Raw genomic sequence first — 16,505 nt, forward strand, 5'->3', positions numbered from 1 at the left:
CTCAGGATTGTCCGTTCGGACAGCTTGTCGCGAAGATCGGATAGGCCGCAGACTCCGCGAAGTTCTTTTCACTTCACGGGAGGGCCGGCCATGCGTCGATCCGTCACCAGTGCCGGCCGTCGTACGGCGCTCGTGGTCGCGGTGGTTTTCGGGCTCACGGTCGCGGTTCCGCCAGAGGCGGTCCGGCCCGGCGGCGAGTTCCCGCTCAGCTGGCTCACCTGGTTCACTCAACAGCCCGCCTGGTCCGCCTCGGCGGCCTTCTTGGGTCTCCCGTTGCAGGAGGAGGGGCGGCCGGTGACGGTCGACCCGCACGTACCCGCCTCGGCAACCGACGCGGGTCGCGGCGCCGGGCGCGCACCGAAGCCGGCGGCCGGCACCCTCGACTCGTACCGGCCGCATCGGATCGAGTCGACACCCGAGCAGACCGGCGCCGCCGAGCCCGGATTCGACGCCCGGACAAGCAAGTGGGACGCTCGCCGGTCGACCGCCCGCTCAGACGTGTTCACCAACGCGGACGGGTCGATCACGACGCGCACGTACAACCGGCCGGTGAACTACCGGGCCGCCGACGGCACCTGGCAGAAGATCGATTCCAATCTCACCCGCCGCTCGGACGGCCGGCTGCACGTCACGGCGAACCGGCTCGGTCTCGCCGTCGCCGGTGACCCGCGGCAGACCCGAACCGCGCCGGGCACCCGTGCTGTCGAGGCCGGCACCGAGGTCGAGGCGCCGGAACTGGCCCGGCTCACCCTACCGAGTGGCGAGTCCGTCGGCTACCGGCTCGAAGGCAGCGCGCTCGGGGCGCCACAGGTGACCGGGGCCACTGCTTTCTACCGGGACGTCCTGCCGTACACGGACCTGGAGCTGACGACCTTCGACGCCGGGATCAAGGAGACCCTGATCCTGCGGTCGCCGGAGGCGGCGTCGAGCTGGCTGTTTCCCCTGCGACTGACCGGCCTGACGCCCCGGCTGACCGACGACGGTTCGGTGGAACTGCTGAACGGGGCCGGCACGGCGGTGGCCTGGTTCCCGCACGGCTCCATGCAGGACTCGAAGGTCGACCCGAAGTCGGGTGCGCCGGCGGAGTCCGCGAATGTCCGCTTCGAGCTGGTCACGGTCGACGGCGGGCCGGCGCTGAAGGTGGTCGCGGACGAGGCCTGGCTCCGCGACCCGGCCCGTGAGTACCCGGTCCGGGTGGACCCGACCACGACGACCGGCACGACCGGTGACGTCTACGTCGACAACGACTCGGGCACGACCAACCACAACGGCGACAACCTTCCGGTCGGCACCTACAACGGCGGCACGGTCAAAGCCCGGTCGTTCATCCACTTCGACGAGTTCGACGACGACGGCTTCATGGGCAAGCGGATCACTGCGGCGAAGCTGCACCTTTACCACACGTGGTCATACGACTGCAATACCCACCGGCCGATCTACGTCCACCGGGTCAACCAGGCGTGGACCGTCGCCAACCTGACCACCGGCAGCTACCCCGGCCCCGCCATCTCCTCGTCGATCGGGTCGCTGACCATCTCGGACAACTACCCGGCCTGTATGAACACCAGCGCGGTCCGCAGCACCGGCAAGTGGTGGAACGTTCCGCTCAACGTCGCCACCTTCAACGACTGGTCGACCGGCGGGATGAACGAGGGTCTGGCGCTGACCGCGTCGGAGACCGATTCGTACGCCTGGAAGCGTTTCACCGCGGCCAACTACTCGTCCGGCGCGTACAAGCCGTACCTGGAGCTTACCTACTCCGACAACGTCGCGCCGCAGATCAACCTCCGTTACCCGGCCAACAACGCGGTGGTGAACACCCTCACGCCGGAGCTGCTCTCCCGCGCGACCGACCCGGACAACTGGCCGGCCAAGGGCTTCACCTACAACTACGTCGTCACCGACGCCGCGACCAACGCGGCAGTGGTCAACTCCGGCTGGGTCACGACGCCGGCCTGGACGGTGCCGGCCGGCGAGCTCGCCTGGAACAAGACCTACCTGTACACCGTCCGGGTCTACGACAAGGTCGGCTACAGCGCGGTCTACCCGGCGTACGCGTTCACCACCTCGGTGCCGCAGCCCCTGCTGACGACCAACCTCGCGCAGAACTCCGGCAAGGGGTACGACCCGAGCATCGGCAACTACACCACCTCGGCCACCGACGCGAGCGTCGCCACCGTCGGCCCGTCCCTGTCGGTGACACGTAGCTACAACAGCCTCGACACCCGCCGCGGGAACGCCTTCGGCGCCGGCTGGTCGAGCGTGGCCGATGTGCGGGCGACCCAGGTGGCCGACGTCGACGGCAGCGTGCAGTCGGTGCTGGTCACCTATCCGACCGGTCAGGACGTCGCCTTCGGCCGCAACGCCAACGGCACGTTCAGCGCGCCGTCCGGCCGGTTCTCGACCTTCGTCGAGACCACGGACACCGGCGGTGCGGTCACCGGGTACACACTGACCGACAAGGATGCGACGGTCTACACCTTCGGCCGGCCTGCCGGCGCCGGCGTGTTCAAGGTGACCCGCATCGCCGACGCCAACGGCCGGGCGCTGACCTTCGCGTACGACACGTCCTCGACCCTCACCAAGATCACCTCGGCGTCCGGCCGCTCGCTGCACTTCACCTGGTCCACGCCGGTCGGCTCCACCAAGCCGCACATCGCCACGGTCTACACCGACCCGGCCGTGCCCGGTGACCCGAACACCGCGACCACCTGGACGTACAGCTACGGCGCGAACGACCAGCTGGCGACCGTGTGCCCGCCGACCGACCACACCAGGTGCACGACCTACCAGCAGGACACCACCTCGCAGTACGCCAACGCCGTCCTCAACGCCGGCCCGTCGTCGTACTGGCGGCTGGACGAGGGCGCCGGCGCGACCATCGCGGCCAGCGAGGTGCTGAGCAACGCAGGTGTCGACAACGCCCGGTACAACAGCGTGACGCTCGGCCAGCCGGCCGCGCTGCCCGGCTCGACCGCGACCACCGCGAGCTTCAACGGCACCAGCTCCCACGTGCAGCTTCCAGGCAACCTGGTGTCGGACGGCCAGTACCAGTCGATCAGCATGTGGTTCAAGACCACCACCCCGAACGGTGTGCTGTTCAGCTACCAGGCCGACCCGATCAGCAAGGGCACGACGTCGTACAACTACACGCCGTCCATCTACATCGGCAGCGACGGCAAGCTGCGCGCCGGGTTCTGGAAGGGCGGCGGCACCCCGATCACCACGGACATCGCGGTGACCGACGGCGCCTGGCACCACATCGTGCTCTCCGGCGCCGGCGACACGCAGTCGCTCCACCTCGACGGCGTGTACAAGGGCAGCCTGAGCGGGACCATCGCCCAGCTCCCGGGCGGTTCGGCGAACGTGCTGGTCGGCGCCGGGTTTATCGGCGGCAGCTGGCCCGACCACGCCAACAGCGGCGTCACCCCGGCCAAGGCCACCTATTTCACGGGACACATCGCCGAGGTCGCGTTCTTCAACCAGGCGCTGACCGGCACCACCGCCGCCGAACTGAACAGCATCGGCCGCACCAGCCACCCGGTGCTCAACAAGGTCGTCCGCCCCTCGGGCGGCGTGACCGCCGAGGTCGGCTACGACAAGACCACCGGCCGGGTCGCCACCGTCAAGGACGAGAACGGCGGCGTGTGGCGGATGGGCACGCCGACCGTCTCCGGCAGCAGCGACATCTACGCCGCCTCCGTGCTCGGTGCGAAGCCGGCGGACTACTGGCGCCTCGGCGAGGTCGAGGTGACCGACGCGGTCAACGAGGTGCAGGGCGGCACCGCCACCTACAGCAACGCCACCCTGGGCGTGGCCGGCCCGTTCAGCGACAGCAAGGCCGCCGCCTTCAACGGCAGTACCTCGCATCTGGTGCTCCCGCCGGAGGACATGCCGACCACCGGCCCGAACTCGGTCGAGATGTGGTTCAAAGTGCCGGCCGGCAACACCGCCGGCGGCGTCCTCTACGCGTACCAGGCCAGCCCGATCAGCGACCCGACCGTGGCCGGCAACTGGACCCCGTCGCTCTACGTCGGCACCGACGGCAAGCTGCGCGGTGGCTTCTGGACCGGCAGTTCCGCCCGCGTCATCACCACCACAACGGCGGTCAACGACGACAAGTGGCATCACGTGGTGCTCTCCGCCGCCAGCGACACCCAGTCGCTCTACCTGGACGGGGTGTCCGTCGGCAAGCTCGACTACGCGCTGGTGGCGACGGACGCGGTCAACGCGTACGTCGGAGCGGGCAAGTGGGCCGGCGGCTGGCCAATGCACGGCACCGGTGACGTCGGATACTTCCCCGGCTCCATCGCCGAGGTGGCCTTCTACCGGTCGCAGCTCACCGCGGACCAGGTCGCCGCGCACTTCCAGGCGTCGAAGCAGACCGCCCCGGTCGCGGTGACCATGGTGTCCGGGGTCGCCACCGCCATCCCGATGCCGGTGTCGACGGTGACCGTGACCGGTCCGACCGGGGAGACCACCTCCTACAGCTACGACCTGGTCAACGGGAACCGGCTGGTGGCGCAGACCGACGGTCTGGGCAACACCACCAAGTTTGGCTACGACGTCGGCGGCTACGGCAACCTGACCTACGACCCGCGCGGCGTGTGGACCCAGGAACTCCAGGACGTCCGGGGCAACACCAAGCAGGTCATCAGCTGTCAGGACCAATCCGCCGGCAAGTGCTCGTCGGTCTACTACACCTACTTCCCGGACGCGACGACCACCACGCTCACCCCGGACGCCCGCAACGACCTGATGCTGACCATGCGGGACGGCAGGTCGGCCTCCGAGACCGACAACACGCACCTGACCAGCTACGGCTACGACGCCAAGGGCAACCAGACCACGATCACCGACCCGCTGGGCCGGATCACCCGCACCACGTACACCGACGGCACCACGGTCGCGGCGAAGGACGGCGGGTTCGCCCCGGCCGGTCTCCCGGCCACGGTGACCACGCCGGGCGGCCAGACCCAGCGGATCACGTACTTCGCCAGCGGCGACATCGCCGAGATCGTGGAGCCGGGCGGCAAGATCACGCGCTACACGTACGACGGCCTGGGCCGGGTGCTCACGGAGACGGAGGTGACCGACACCTTCCCAGAGGGGCTCATCACCAGCCGGACGTACGACAAGCTCGGCCGCGAGGTCACGGAGTCCGAGCCGGGCGTGACCAACCGCGTGACCGGTGCGGTGCACACCGCCCACACCGTCACCACCTACGACGCGGACGGCAACATCACGGAGGTCACGGTCAGTGACCTGACCGGCGGCGATGCTCCGCGGACGATCACGCACGCCTTCAACGCGTACGGGCAGGAGTCGTCGACCACCAACGCGGCGAACCAGACCACCACCTTCGAGTACGACCTGTACGGCCGGGTGGTCAAGGAGACCGAGCCGGACGGCGGGGTCACCACCAGCACGTACGACGTCGAGGGCAACCTGCTCACGTCGACCGTGGTCGGCTTCACCGGCGACCCGAACAACCCGTCGGCGCCGCGCGACCTGGTGACCATGCAGCGGTCGTACGACCCGGCGGGCCGGCTCGCCAGTGAGACCGACGCGATGGGCTGGGCCACCGACTACACCTACACGGACAACGGTCTCGAGGCGACGGTCACCCGCCGCGACAACAACGGCAAGACCTTCGTGCTCGAGGAGAACACCTACGACGCGGCGGGCAACGTGGTCACCGAGGTGACCAACAACGGCCACACCACCACCACGACCACCTACGACGACGCCGGCCGGACCATCTCCACGACCGTGGACCCGGCCGGGTTGAAGCGGACCAGCACGCTGACCTACGACGCCGACGACAACGTCGTCTCCACGGTGTCGTCGGGCGCGGACGGCGCGATCACCAGCATCTCCGAGGCGCTGTACGACAGCGCGGGCCGCGCGGTTGCCGAGACCGAGTACACCTCCACCGGGCTGACCCCGGTCGCCCGCTGGAAGCTCGACGAGACCAGCGGCACCAAGGCGGCCGACTCGGCAGGCAACAGCCCCGCCACGGCGGTCGGCAACGTCACCTGGTCCACCGACCGCGGCGGCTCGGTCGTGCTGAACGGCACCGACGCCTACCTCAAGTCGGCCCGGGTCGTGGACACCACGCGCGCGTTCACGGTCTCCGTCTGGGCGAAGCTCGCCTCGGAGAATCCTGCCCTCGGGAATGCGGAGCAGCTTGTCTTCGCTGCTCCCGGCGCGATCGGTAACTCCGCGGTGAAGCTCTTCTACGCGCCCGGTGACGACCGCTGGTACGCCGGCATGGCGGTCCGCAAGGCAGACGGGACCACTACGTGGCTCGGCGGCGGAGGGGCGGTAGGTTCCGCCGTGGCGGGTAGCTGGACGCACCTTGCCCTCGCCGTGGATCCGGCCGGCAAGACCATGAAGCTCTACGCCGACGGCGTGCTGCAAACCACGGTGACCACGACTGAGGCCTTCAACAACGTGGCGACGGGCTTCACCATCGGCGGTGCGGACGGCTGGGGCTGGTTCCCCGGCTCGGTCAGCGACGTGCAGGCGTACCAGAAGGCGCTCTCCGCCACCGAGATCGGGCAGATCAAGGCGGGCACCGCGCCGGCGGCGGACGCGCAGGTCATCCGGACCTCGCAGACGCTGGACCAGGACGGCCTGCCCACCTCGGTCACCGACCCGAACGGGAACACCACCTTCTACGGGTACGACGAGGAGGGCCGGGCGGTGAAGACCACCGCTCCGGCGGCGATGGTCGAGCAGGCCGGGCAGCTCCCGGCTTTGGCCAACGCGGTCAGCTGGGTCGGCTACAACACGTTCGACGAGCCCACCGACACCCGGGACGCCAACGGCAACTGGTCGGTGGTCCAGTACGACGCCGCCGGCCGGGTGGTGTCCGAGAAGGCTCCCGCATACACGGCGCCGGGTACGTCGACCCCGATCGTTCCAGAGACCACGACGGCCTACGACGCGGCCGGTCAGCTCACGTCGGTCACCGACCCACTGGGCAAGGTGACCCGCTACGAGTACGACCAGCTCGGCCGGGTGTCGAAGAGGATCGCGCCGAACGACGGCGCGACCGCCTACACGTACGACGACCTGGGCAACGTGCTGTCGTCGACCGACCCGACCGGGGCGGTCACCACCGCCACGTACGACTACCTGGGCCGTACGCTCACCACGACCGAGGTGGTGCGGCAGGAGAGCACGAACCACACCACCCGCTACACCTACAACGCCCAGGGTTGGCCGTCGCAAATCACCTCGGCGGCCGGGGTGAACAGCAGCACCGAGTACAACGCGGTCGGCCAGCCGACAGCCGTCATCGACGGCGCCAACAACCGGACCCGGTACGAGTACGACGCCGAGGGCCGGACCACGAAGACCATTCGCCCGGACGGCTCCTACGCGACCGTCGAGTACGACCTGGCAGGCCGCGCGGTCCGCACCGCCGAGTACAGCTCAAGCGGCGGCCTGCTGTCCGAGCAGCGGGCCCGTTACGACCCCGCCGGCAACATGGTGGCCAGCACCGACGCGCGCGGCACCACCACCACCTACGAGTACGACGCCACCGGTGTCGTCACCAAGGAGACGCAGCCGATCTCCGGCTCGGACGCCATCGTCACCACGTTCGGCTACGACCTGGAGGGCAACCGGACGCGGTTCACCGACGGCCGCGGCAACGCCTTCTACACCACGTACAACTCCTGGGGGCTGCCCGAGTCGCAGATCGAGCCGGCCACGGCGGCGCACCCGGACCCGGCGGACCGGACCTTCACCATCTCGTACGACCCGAGTGGCCGGCCGGCGAAGCAGGCGCTGCCGGGCGGTGTGACGGTCACCAACTCGTACGACGACATGGGGCAGCTGATCCGGCAGTCGGGTACGGGCGCCGAGGTGGCCACCGAGGACCGGGTCTTCGGCTACGACGTCGGCGGCCGGATGACCTCGCTCTCCGGTTCTGGTGGCACGAACACCATCACCTACGACGACCGGGACCTGCCGGTGTCGGTGACCGGCCCCTCCGGGAACTCGACGTTCGGTTACGACCCGGACGGGCGCCTGGCCTCCCGCCAGGACGCGGCCGGCACTACCTCCTACACCTACGACGGCGCAGGACGGCTGTCGACGCTGGCCAACCCGACGGCCGGCGTGCAGATGGCCTACACCTACAACACGCTGTCCCAGCTCGCGAAGATCACCCACGGGACGGACGGCAACACCCGAAACTTCACCTTCGACCCGCTGCGCCGCCTCAAGGACGACGAGCTCACGTCGTCATCGGGGGCGTCGCTGGCGAAGATCTCGTACGGCTGGGACGCCAACGGCAACATCACGTCCAAGACGACGACCGGGTTCGCCGGGTCGGCGACGAACAGCTACACCTACGACCTGGCCGACCGGCTGACCTCGTGGAACAACGGCAGCACCATCACCGCGTACGCCTACGACAAGTCCGGCAACCGGGTGCAGAACGGTTCCAAGCTGTTCACCTACGACCAGCGGAACCGGCTGCTGACCGCGGACGGCGTGTCGTACGCCTACACCGCCCGCGGCACCCTGGCGCAGGCCGGCGGCAACCTCACCCGCGCCGACGCGTTCGGGCAGGTGGTCGAGCAGCAGTCGGCCGGCGGCACGCAGACCTACACGTACGACGGTCTGGGTCGGGCGATGCGGCCCGGCCACTCGTACACCGGTCTCGGCAACGACCTGGCCGCCGACGCGACAGCGAGCTATGTGCGGGGCCCGTCCGGTGAGGTGGTCGGCACCACCGCTGGTGGCAGCCAGCGGTTGGTGTGGACGGACCTGCACACCGACGTGGTGGGGCAGTTCACGGAGACCGGGGCGGCGCTGGCCGGTTCGGTGACCTACGACCCGCTCGGCAAGGTGGTGGCCACTGCCGGCCTGCTGGGGCAGCTCGGCTATCAGTCGGAGTGGACCGACGCGCTGACCAACCGGGTGAACATGCACGCCCGCTGGTACAACACGGACACGGGGCAGTTCGACACCCGGGACACGGCGAACAACAGCCCGATCCCGGACTCGATCAACGCCAACCGTTACCAGTACGGCGACGCGAACCCGCTGACCGTCACCGACCCGACCGGGCACTGGGGTTGGGGCAGCCTGAAGAAGTCCTTCTCCCGCGCAGTCAGCTCGGTCACGTCGACCGCCCGTTCGGCGTACTCGTACACCTCGTCGTACGCGTCCAGCGCCTACTCGTACGCCTCGTCGTACGCCTCCTCGGCGTACCGGTCGGCGAAGGCGACGGTCACGAAGACGGTCAAGCGGGCCAAGTCCGCGGTCAAGAAGAAGTACCACCAGGCGAAACGCAAGTACAACCAGGTCAAACAGAAGGTCAAGAAGAAGTACAACCAGGCCAAGCGTGCAATCAAGAAGAAGTACGACGCGGCCAGGAAGCACGTCGCGAAGAAGATTGCCGCGGTCAAGAAGCGGGCCAAGCAGGCGCTCGCGAAGGCGAAGCAGGCCGGCAAGAAGATCGCGGCCAAGGCGAAGAGAACGATCAAGAAGGCCGCCAGTCAGGTACGCGACGCCACGAACGCGGCGGAGAAGTGGGTCAAGGACCACAAGGACGTCCTGCTGGAGGTCGCCGCGATCAGTGGCGCGATCCTGGCCGGCATTGCCTGCACGGCGGTGACCGCCGGTGCCGGCGCGATCGCCTGCATGGCTGGCGCGGGTGCGTTGATCAACCTGGCCAAGGACGCCGCGCAGGGTGACATCCACAGCGTCGGCGATGCGTTGGGCTCGCTCGGAACCGGCGCGGTCTCCGGCCTGATCGGCGGCGCGGGCGGCGCCATCGCCGCGAAGGTCGGCACCGCTCTGGCCAAGAAGGCCGGCACCGGCCTGATGGGCCGGCTGGCGACGGAGTCGGCGGAGGCCGGTGTCGAGGACGCCGTCTCGCAGCTCGCCACGACCGGCACCTACAACCCGCGGTCGGCCGCGGAGAACATGGTGCCGGGCCTGGGTGCGCTGAGCCGCAAGGGCGGCGGCGGCGTGCGGTCCGGTGGAGCGTCCTCCGGCGGGGGTAGAGGCGGAGGCAACGCCTTCGGCATCTCGGTCGGTGGTGCTGGCCCGTCCTGCTCAACACCCGGACGCCGGCACAGCTTCGACCCGAAGACGCCGGTGCTCATGGCCGACGGCACCAAGCGGCCGATCGAGGACGTCAACGTCGGTGACAAGGTCATGGCCACCGACCCGGTCGCTGGGAAGTCGGAGCCGAAGCAGGTCACCCAGCTGCACCGCAACATCGACAAGGACCTGACCGACCTGACCGTCCGCGACCAGGACGGCAAGGTCACAAAGGTCGAGACGACCTGGCACCACCCGTTCTGGAACGCCTCGCAGCGGAAGTGGAACGACGCCAAGGACCTGAAGCCCGGCACGAAGCTGCTGGTCAAGGGCAAGGGTGCGGTCACCGTCGTCGCGGTGCTCAACAAGCTGGGCGTCGAGGAGATGCGCGACCTCACCGTCGCCGACATCCACACGTACTATGTAATCGCCGGCAACGAGCCGGTGCTGGTCCACAACAACAACGAGGAGTGCCGTAGGGCAGCGAATGGAAGGTTCCTGCCCAATCCAAATCCCGAGGTGCCGGGCGCGGTAAACGCCGAAGGTCTGGTGCGCGGAACGAATCAATCAGGCCATGTGTCGAGTCGCGGCAATTTCCGCGCGGACACGACCAATGACGCTTGGGCGGATGGAACCCCTGGGCCTACCGGCGGGGTGATGTGTCCGAGGCAGGGGCCGAACTGCGTAGGCGAGGTTCATCGAAACCCGAAACCTGGTCAGCATGCTGGCGACATGGGTCACTACCCGATCGCGCACACAAACCGTTGGTATCCTAACGACCGTGCAGCAGCATTGGATCTCTATAACGAGGACATTCGAATTGAATGCATTCCCTGCAACAGGGGAGCCGGTAACCGGCAGGACGGTGTAGGGTGACGATCGTGCCTGTTTTGGTTGACCATCTTGAGCGCCGTCTTGGGCGGATGACCAACAGCTGGAGGGGGACGTCACGGCAGGGCTTGCCGACGTTCAATGTTGGATGTTTCGCTGGTGGCGTTTTTGCCAACACGACCGGTTACGCTACCTTGGGTCTGAGCAGGGTGCCGTTGCATCGCCCAGGCCATGACCGGCACTTATTCTTGGAGCTAATTGCTGCTGCGCATGATCCCGCCGACGCTTCTCGGGTTCCTTTGCTTGGTGCGCTCGAATTTGTTTGGTCGAAATGCCTGGATTCCCGCGAAGCCGTGCTTCGTGGCGAAGTTGTGGCTCTGCCGTCAGAGGCGACCGTGGCTTCTAGGTTTTCGTATTTGTATGCGGCTTTGCCGGTCTATTACGACGATGACTTCAAGTCCGTCGTTGTCGAGAGCGGTGATGAGGTAGCCATTGTTTGGCTTATTCCTATAACATCCGGCGAAGCAGCGTTTGTTTCGGAGCAGGGCTGGGAGAAATTCGAGCAAGAGCTCGTCAAGCATGACCCCGACTTGATGGACTTGAACAGGGCGGCGATTGCCTAGTGTCGTAGCCGTCGTTTCGGGGCCATAGGGTAAATCTGCCACTGCGAGGCGGCGGTTTGCGAAGCCAGGCAGTCAGATTAATCGCATCTCCGAATGGTTTGCAGCCCGTCTGAAGTATGGGATGTCCGGAAGTCCGGTTCGTGCTTGACCGCCGGACTGATGGTGACGGCACGTAGTGGCGATCTGGCAAAGTGTGCGAGCGGCCGACGCGGTGCGCCTGTGTTGCCGTCACGGTTGCCGTCAAGCAGGACAAAACATTGGCACAAACCAATCTTCTGCGGCTTGGGAGATGCCGCGGCAACGCGGTCGGTTCAGACTCAGCGTAGGGCGCCTCGCGGCTGGCACGATTCGTTTAGCTTCGGTGACTCGCTGTCATCAGTGGTGGTTCGGGATTGGTGGGCGTGCGCGCGGGGCCGTAGGCCTGCAGCGCGTGCGCTCGGCCCGGCTTTGGCCGGGCCGCCTTGATTAGGTATAGCAGTTTTGAGCCAGGCATCCCGTGCCATGCACATCTATCGGCGATTTCGGTCTGTTTCGGACTGTTGGCTGGTGGGTGGTGCGGTGGTCGGGCTGGCGCCGTCAGGTGCCTGCCCGGTGGTGTTGGCGGTGAGGGGCCGTAGAGGTCTCCGGGGTCAAGGGCCTGACCAGCCGGGTGAACATGCACGCCCGCTGGTACAACACGGATACGGGGCAGTTCAACACCCGGGACACGGCGAACAACAGCCCGATCCCGGACTCGGACGGGCGGTTGAGCCAGGCCCAGCTCCCTGCGAGCAGCAGGCCGCGCACCGCTGGCTCACCGAGGTGTTCGAGCCGGTGGTCCGGGCGGTGCCCGCGCACCTGCGCCGCAAGCTGGAGCCGCAGGCGATCTTCGCGCAGGTCCTCGAGCACAAGTGGCTGCTCTCCGAGCGGGCCGGCCGGGACGTGGGCATGGTCGCCCGCGGTGCAGTCGTACCTGTCTGACGTGCTGGTGTACCGCCCCCGACGAGCAGGTCGTGCTCGGCGTGGAGATCCCGATCGTCGGAGCGGGCGCTCAGCGGCAGTACAGGCTGCCGCCCCGGCCGTCGCGGACCTGCCGGTAGCCGCCGACCGCGTCCGGCCCGGCGACCTTGCCGCCGGTGATCAGGACGCAGTCTGCGCCGTAGGCGCTGGCGATCGCGCCCCGGTCGGCCGGACTCGTGCCGCCGGAGAGCAGGCTACGGCGGGCCGCCGCCCGGGCCTCCTGGTCGCCGATCCACGGGTTGGGCCAGCCGGGGTTGACCGTGTAGTAGCCGAGCCAGTTCAGGTGCCGGTCGACGCTCCTCCGGTCCGAGAGCACGGTCGCGCCGGCCGGGACGTGATCGCGGACGAAGTCGTACCGGTGGGAAGGGCCGCTGAGGCTCGGCGTGCGGGTCTGCGCCTCCAACGACGCGGGCAGCAGCCGGGTCGGCACCGCGCCGATGAATCCGTTCAGCGGGGTGATGTCGACCGCCAGCCCGGCCAGCAGGGTCAGCACGGCCAGCGCCCCGAGGAGCCGCCGGCCGCGGCGCGCCGCCGGCGCGGCGGCCACCTGCTCGGGCGGGGCCGGCGGCTCGGCGGCACCGCCCGGCTGGTCACTGGCCGGCCGCTTGGGACGGGCGCCGTCGACTGGGGCCACCGCCCCAGCGACGAACGCGCCGAAGGCCACGTGCAGCGCCAGCATCGCCATCGGCATCGACCGCAGCAGGTGGTACTGCCCGGCGGCGAAGCCGGCCGCCACCACGACCGCGGCGAGGCCGAATATCAGCACCAGCGGATCCCGTGCCTGCCGCCGGGCGCGCAGCACCAGCGGCACCAGCCCGAACAACCCGTACGCGCAGGAGAGCTGCACCGGGTCGAGCATGCCTTCGCCGAGCTGGCGGTGGATGGTCACGAAGTCGGGGGCGCCGGCAAACAGGTCGCCGACCGTGGCGAACGGCCACGCCGCCACCAAGCCGAACGCGCCCGCACCGACCCCGGTGACTCGGAGCAGGTCGGCCGGCCGCCAGCGCGGGCCGGGGGAGAGCAGCACCGCCAGCGCGCCGATCGCGGTGTTCAGCGCGGTGAACGAGTGCAGCACGGTGATCACCGCGCCGAGCAGCCCGAACCAGAGCAGCGAGACGGTGTCCCGGTCGCGGCGGTAGCGCAGCAGCCGGTCCAGGGCGAGCAGCATCAGGCCGAACGCGGTGGTGCTCGGGTAGGGCAGCACCTCGGCCAGCGAACGCATGGAGAGGAAGCCGCTCCACACCACCGGGCGCAGCCCCCACAGGAAGAGGGTGGCGACCAGCGCGAGCGCTGCCCCTGCCGGGGACGTGGTGAACCAGCCGCAGAACCGGCGGAAGGCGACCAGCAGTAGCACCATGTTGGCCACCGCGAGCCCGCCGAAGAGCGCGGTCGGGGAGAGACCGGTGACGCGGACCGCGGCGGCCAGGAGCCAGGTCAACGGCGAGTAGTACGGGCTGCCCGAGCCCGTCCCGGTCATTGGGTCCGGCGGGGTCAGCAGGTCGCGCGCCAGCGCCTGCACCGTGGCTACGTGCAGCAGAAAGTCGATCGTCCAGGTGTGCTGCACGGCGACCCCGATCGACCAGAGCACCAGCACGGCGGCCAGCACCTGGTAGACGTCGGGCCGGCGGCGGGGCCGGGTCGGGAGCGGAATGTTCTGCGGCGGCCTGGCCGCCGGCAGGACCACGGTGTCGTCGTGCACCGGCGCATCCTAGCGGCCGGCCCGCGCCGTCCGGACCGGCCGACCGCTCACTACCGCCAGGAGCATCATCGCCTGGCCGGACGGCCGGGGCGTCTGGGTAAGCCCGACGGCCGACGGAGCGACGCTCAGTGAGGCAGCTCGCGCCAGGCCGGGTTGCCCCCGCGCCAAGCCCCCGCGAGGATGCTCGCCGAGCCACGGCTAGCGCACTCCAGCACCTCTGAACGGCCGTGCTCACCGCCGATCTGCGCCTGCACTTCCCAGCGCAGACCATCGGTACGGATGTAGATGTCGCGACGCCCTCGTGCCGTCGCATCCCCGTTCCACCAATGCTCCTCGACAATCACGTGGCGACCGTAGCAGCCGGCGCCCGGACGGGCCGGGGAGCGTGGCGGCTGGCTGTTGTCTCGCCGTCCCGGACCGTGAACATTGACCGGGGTGGCCGCCGAGCTGGGGTGGGGGTCCATCAGGTGGCGCCGCCGGGTGATCCATCATCCGGAGTACGACATGCGGTTTTGTCACGCCGGCCGGTGCCGATGTGGCGATGGCCGAGCTGGGCGGCTTCGGTCGGCCGGCTCCGGGCCGTGCGCGCCCTGGACGCGCGGCGGCGCCGACCAGGCTCGTGTGCCACGGTCGGCGCCGGTGCGCGGGGGTCAGGCGGTGGTGCCGGTGACGGTGCTTCCGGACTTGGTGACGTGGTAGGTCACCGTCGTGCCGCTCCAGAAGTGGAAGGTGAGCGTCACCCGGCTGCCGTCGTTCACTTCGGCGAAGAAGTCGGACGTCAGGGTGATCACGTTGCTGGCGTAGTTGGGCGCGAACGTGCGGTCGAACTCCTTGAACGACGTCCAGTTGTGGGGGCCGGCGTTGCTGCCGTCGGCGTACTTCGCCTCCATCGTGGCGAGCTGGTCACCACGGAACGTGGTGGGGATGGCGAAGGAACCCGTCGTCCCGGTCGCGTTCTGCTGGACCGGCCGGTCGTAGGTGATCAGGTTGATCCGCCATGGCACACCCTGGGAAAAGCGCGCGGACAGCACCGCGTTGACCCCGTACGCCCGGTTGCCGGAGAGCCGGGTGAGGGCGGCGGCGGTGAACGTGAGCTGGTCGCCCTGGACGGTGTAGTCGGTGCCGCGTACCAGGTCGGTGCTGCCGTGCCGGATCCCGACGAAGGAGGTGCCGTTGAGGTTGAGCGTGATCGTCTTGCTGGTGATGGCGCTCGACCGGGCCGTGAACACCTGGTCTGTCGAGGCGGTGCCCGAGCGTGTCGTCCAGCTCGACCGGATCTGCGCGAACAGCTCCGGGTCGGCCCACTGGAATGTGGTCCGGCCGAAGTGCTGGCCGTTGTCCCAGAGCATGGTGGTGAGCTGCTTGCTGCGCGCGTGGTGGCCGAGGAACTCGAAGAACTTCAGCTTCTCGCCCTGCTGGATGGTGCCGGTGTGCCGGTCGAACCCGAGCAGGCCGTACTCGCCGATGATCACCGGGATGCCGCGGGCGACGAAGGCGGTGTGGACCCGGTCGAAGGCGTCGGTCAGGTCCTTCTGCACCGTGGCGTCGAAGCGGGTGCCGCCCGCGACGTTCACGCTGAACGGCCAGTAGCCGTAGAAGTGCACGGTTGCGATGAGGTTGCGGTCGTTCAGGCCGTTGAACGTGGTCACCAGCTCGTCGATCCGGGCCTGGTCGGTCGAGGTGTGCAGGGTCGGCAGCACCAGCAGGCGGTTGGCGTTGTTGCCGCCCGACTGCCGCACGATGCTGCGGAAGGACGTGTTGAGTTCGTGCAGCAGCGCCGCGTTCTGGGCGTCGCCGGAGCTGCCGGTGAAGGTGGGTTCGTTGACGCTTTCGAAGACGAGCTTCGGCGACGAGTTCCGGAAGGCGCTCGCCAGCTGGGTCCAGATCGCGTTGTAGCGGGCCAGCACGGTGGCGCGGTCGCTCGGCATGGTCGCGATCCACTGCCAGGAGTCGTGATGGATGTTGATCATTACGTAGAAGCCGTCGGCGAGGGCCCAGTCGACCACCTCCTTGACTCGGTTGAGGTAAGAGGTGTTGATGGTGTAGCTGGGCGCCGGGCCGTGGTGCTGGCCCCAGGTCACCGGGATGCGGATGCTCCTGAAGCCCTGCGCCCGGATGTTGTCGAGCAGCTCCGGCGTCACCCGGGGGTTGCCCCACGAGGTTTCGCCGTCCCCGGTGGCGTCGAACGAGTTGCCCAGGTTCCAGCCGGGCTGCATCGCGGCCACCGCCGCCATCGCGTCACCGGTCGGCGGCGGCGTGGTCGGGGGCGGGCTGGTCGGCGG

At 68.8% G+C, this 16,505-nt stretch carries 5 protein-coding genes and 1 pseudogene; 3 read left to right on the forward strand and 3 right to left on the reverse strand.

What is annotated here, in order from left to right; translation table 11 throughout:
• Window positions 1-90: 90 nt before the first annotated feature.
• The 3 genes and pseudogenes from C1I99_RS10165 to C1I99_RS10175 form a co-directional block, all read left to right on the forward strand.
• Window positions 91-10,947: a LamG-like jellyroll fold domain-containing protein gene (locus tag C1I99_RS10165; RefSeq protein ID WP_146603926.1), complete on the forward strand. Its 10,857-nt coding sequence runs from the start codon at window positions 91-93 to the stop codon at window positions 10,945-10,947.
• Entirely contained in the window at window positions 10,944-11,525 is a 582-nt protein-coding gene (locus C1I99_RS10170) for a suppressor of fused domain protein (RefSeq protein ID WP_111133965.1), read from the forward strand. The genes C1I99_RS10165 and C1I99_RS10170 overlap by 4 nt, the downstream gene beginning before the upstream one ends.
• 768 nt (window positions 11,526-12,293) lie before the next feature.
• Window positions 12,294-12,604 (forward strand): annotated as a pseudogene (locus C1I99_RS10175) (DUF4032 domain-containing protein); the annotation flags it as partial.
• On the opposite strand, the gene C1I99_RS10180 reads toward C1I99_RS10175, so the two are convergent.
• From C1I99_RS10180 to C1I99_RS10190, 3 genes are all read right to left on the reverse strand, one after another.
• A complete protein-coding gene (locus tag C1I99_RS10180) occupies window positions 12,556-14,223 on the reverse strand; it encodes a hypothetical protein (RefSeq protein ID WP_111133966.1) in 1,668 nt (555 codons plus the stop codon). The pseudogene C1I99_RS10175 and the gene C1I99_RS10180 sit on opposite strands and share 49 nt — an antisense overlap.
• A 125-nt stretch (window positions 14,224-14,348) precedes the next feature.
• Complete coding sequence (locus C1I99_RS10185; protein ID WP_111133967.1) at window positions 14,349-14,567, reverse strand: hypothetical protein; 219 nt, start codon at window positions 14,565-14,567, stop codon at window positions 14,349-14,351.
• 306 nt (window positions 14,568-14,873) lie between these two features.
• The coding region (locus C1I99_RS10190) for a cellulase family glycosylhydrolase (RefSeq protein WP_111133970.1) at window positions 14,874-16,505 on the reverse strand (1,632 nt) is incomplete at its 5' end.

Origin of the sequence: Micromonospora deserti, assembly GCF_003236335.1 — a bacterium.
GTDB lineage: Bacteria > Actinomycetota > Actinomycetes > Mycobacteriales > Micromonosporaceae > Micromonospora > Micromonospora deserti.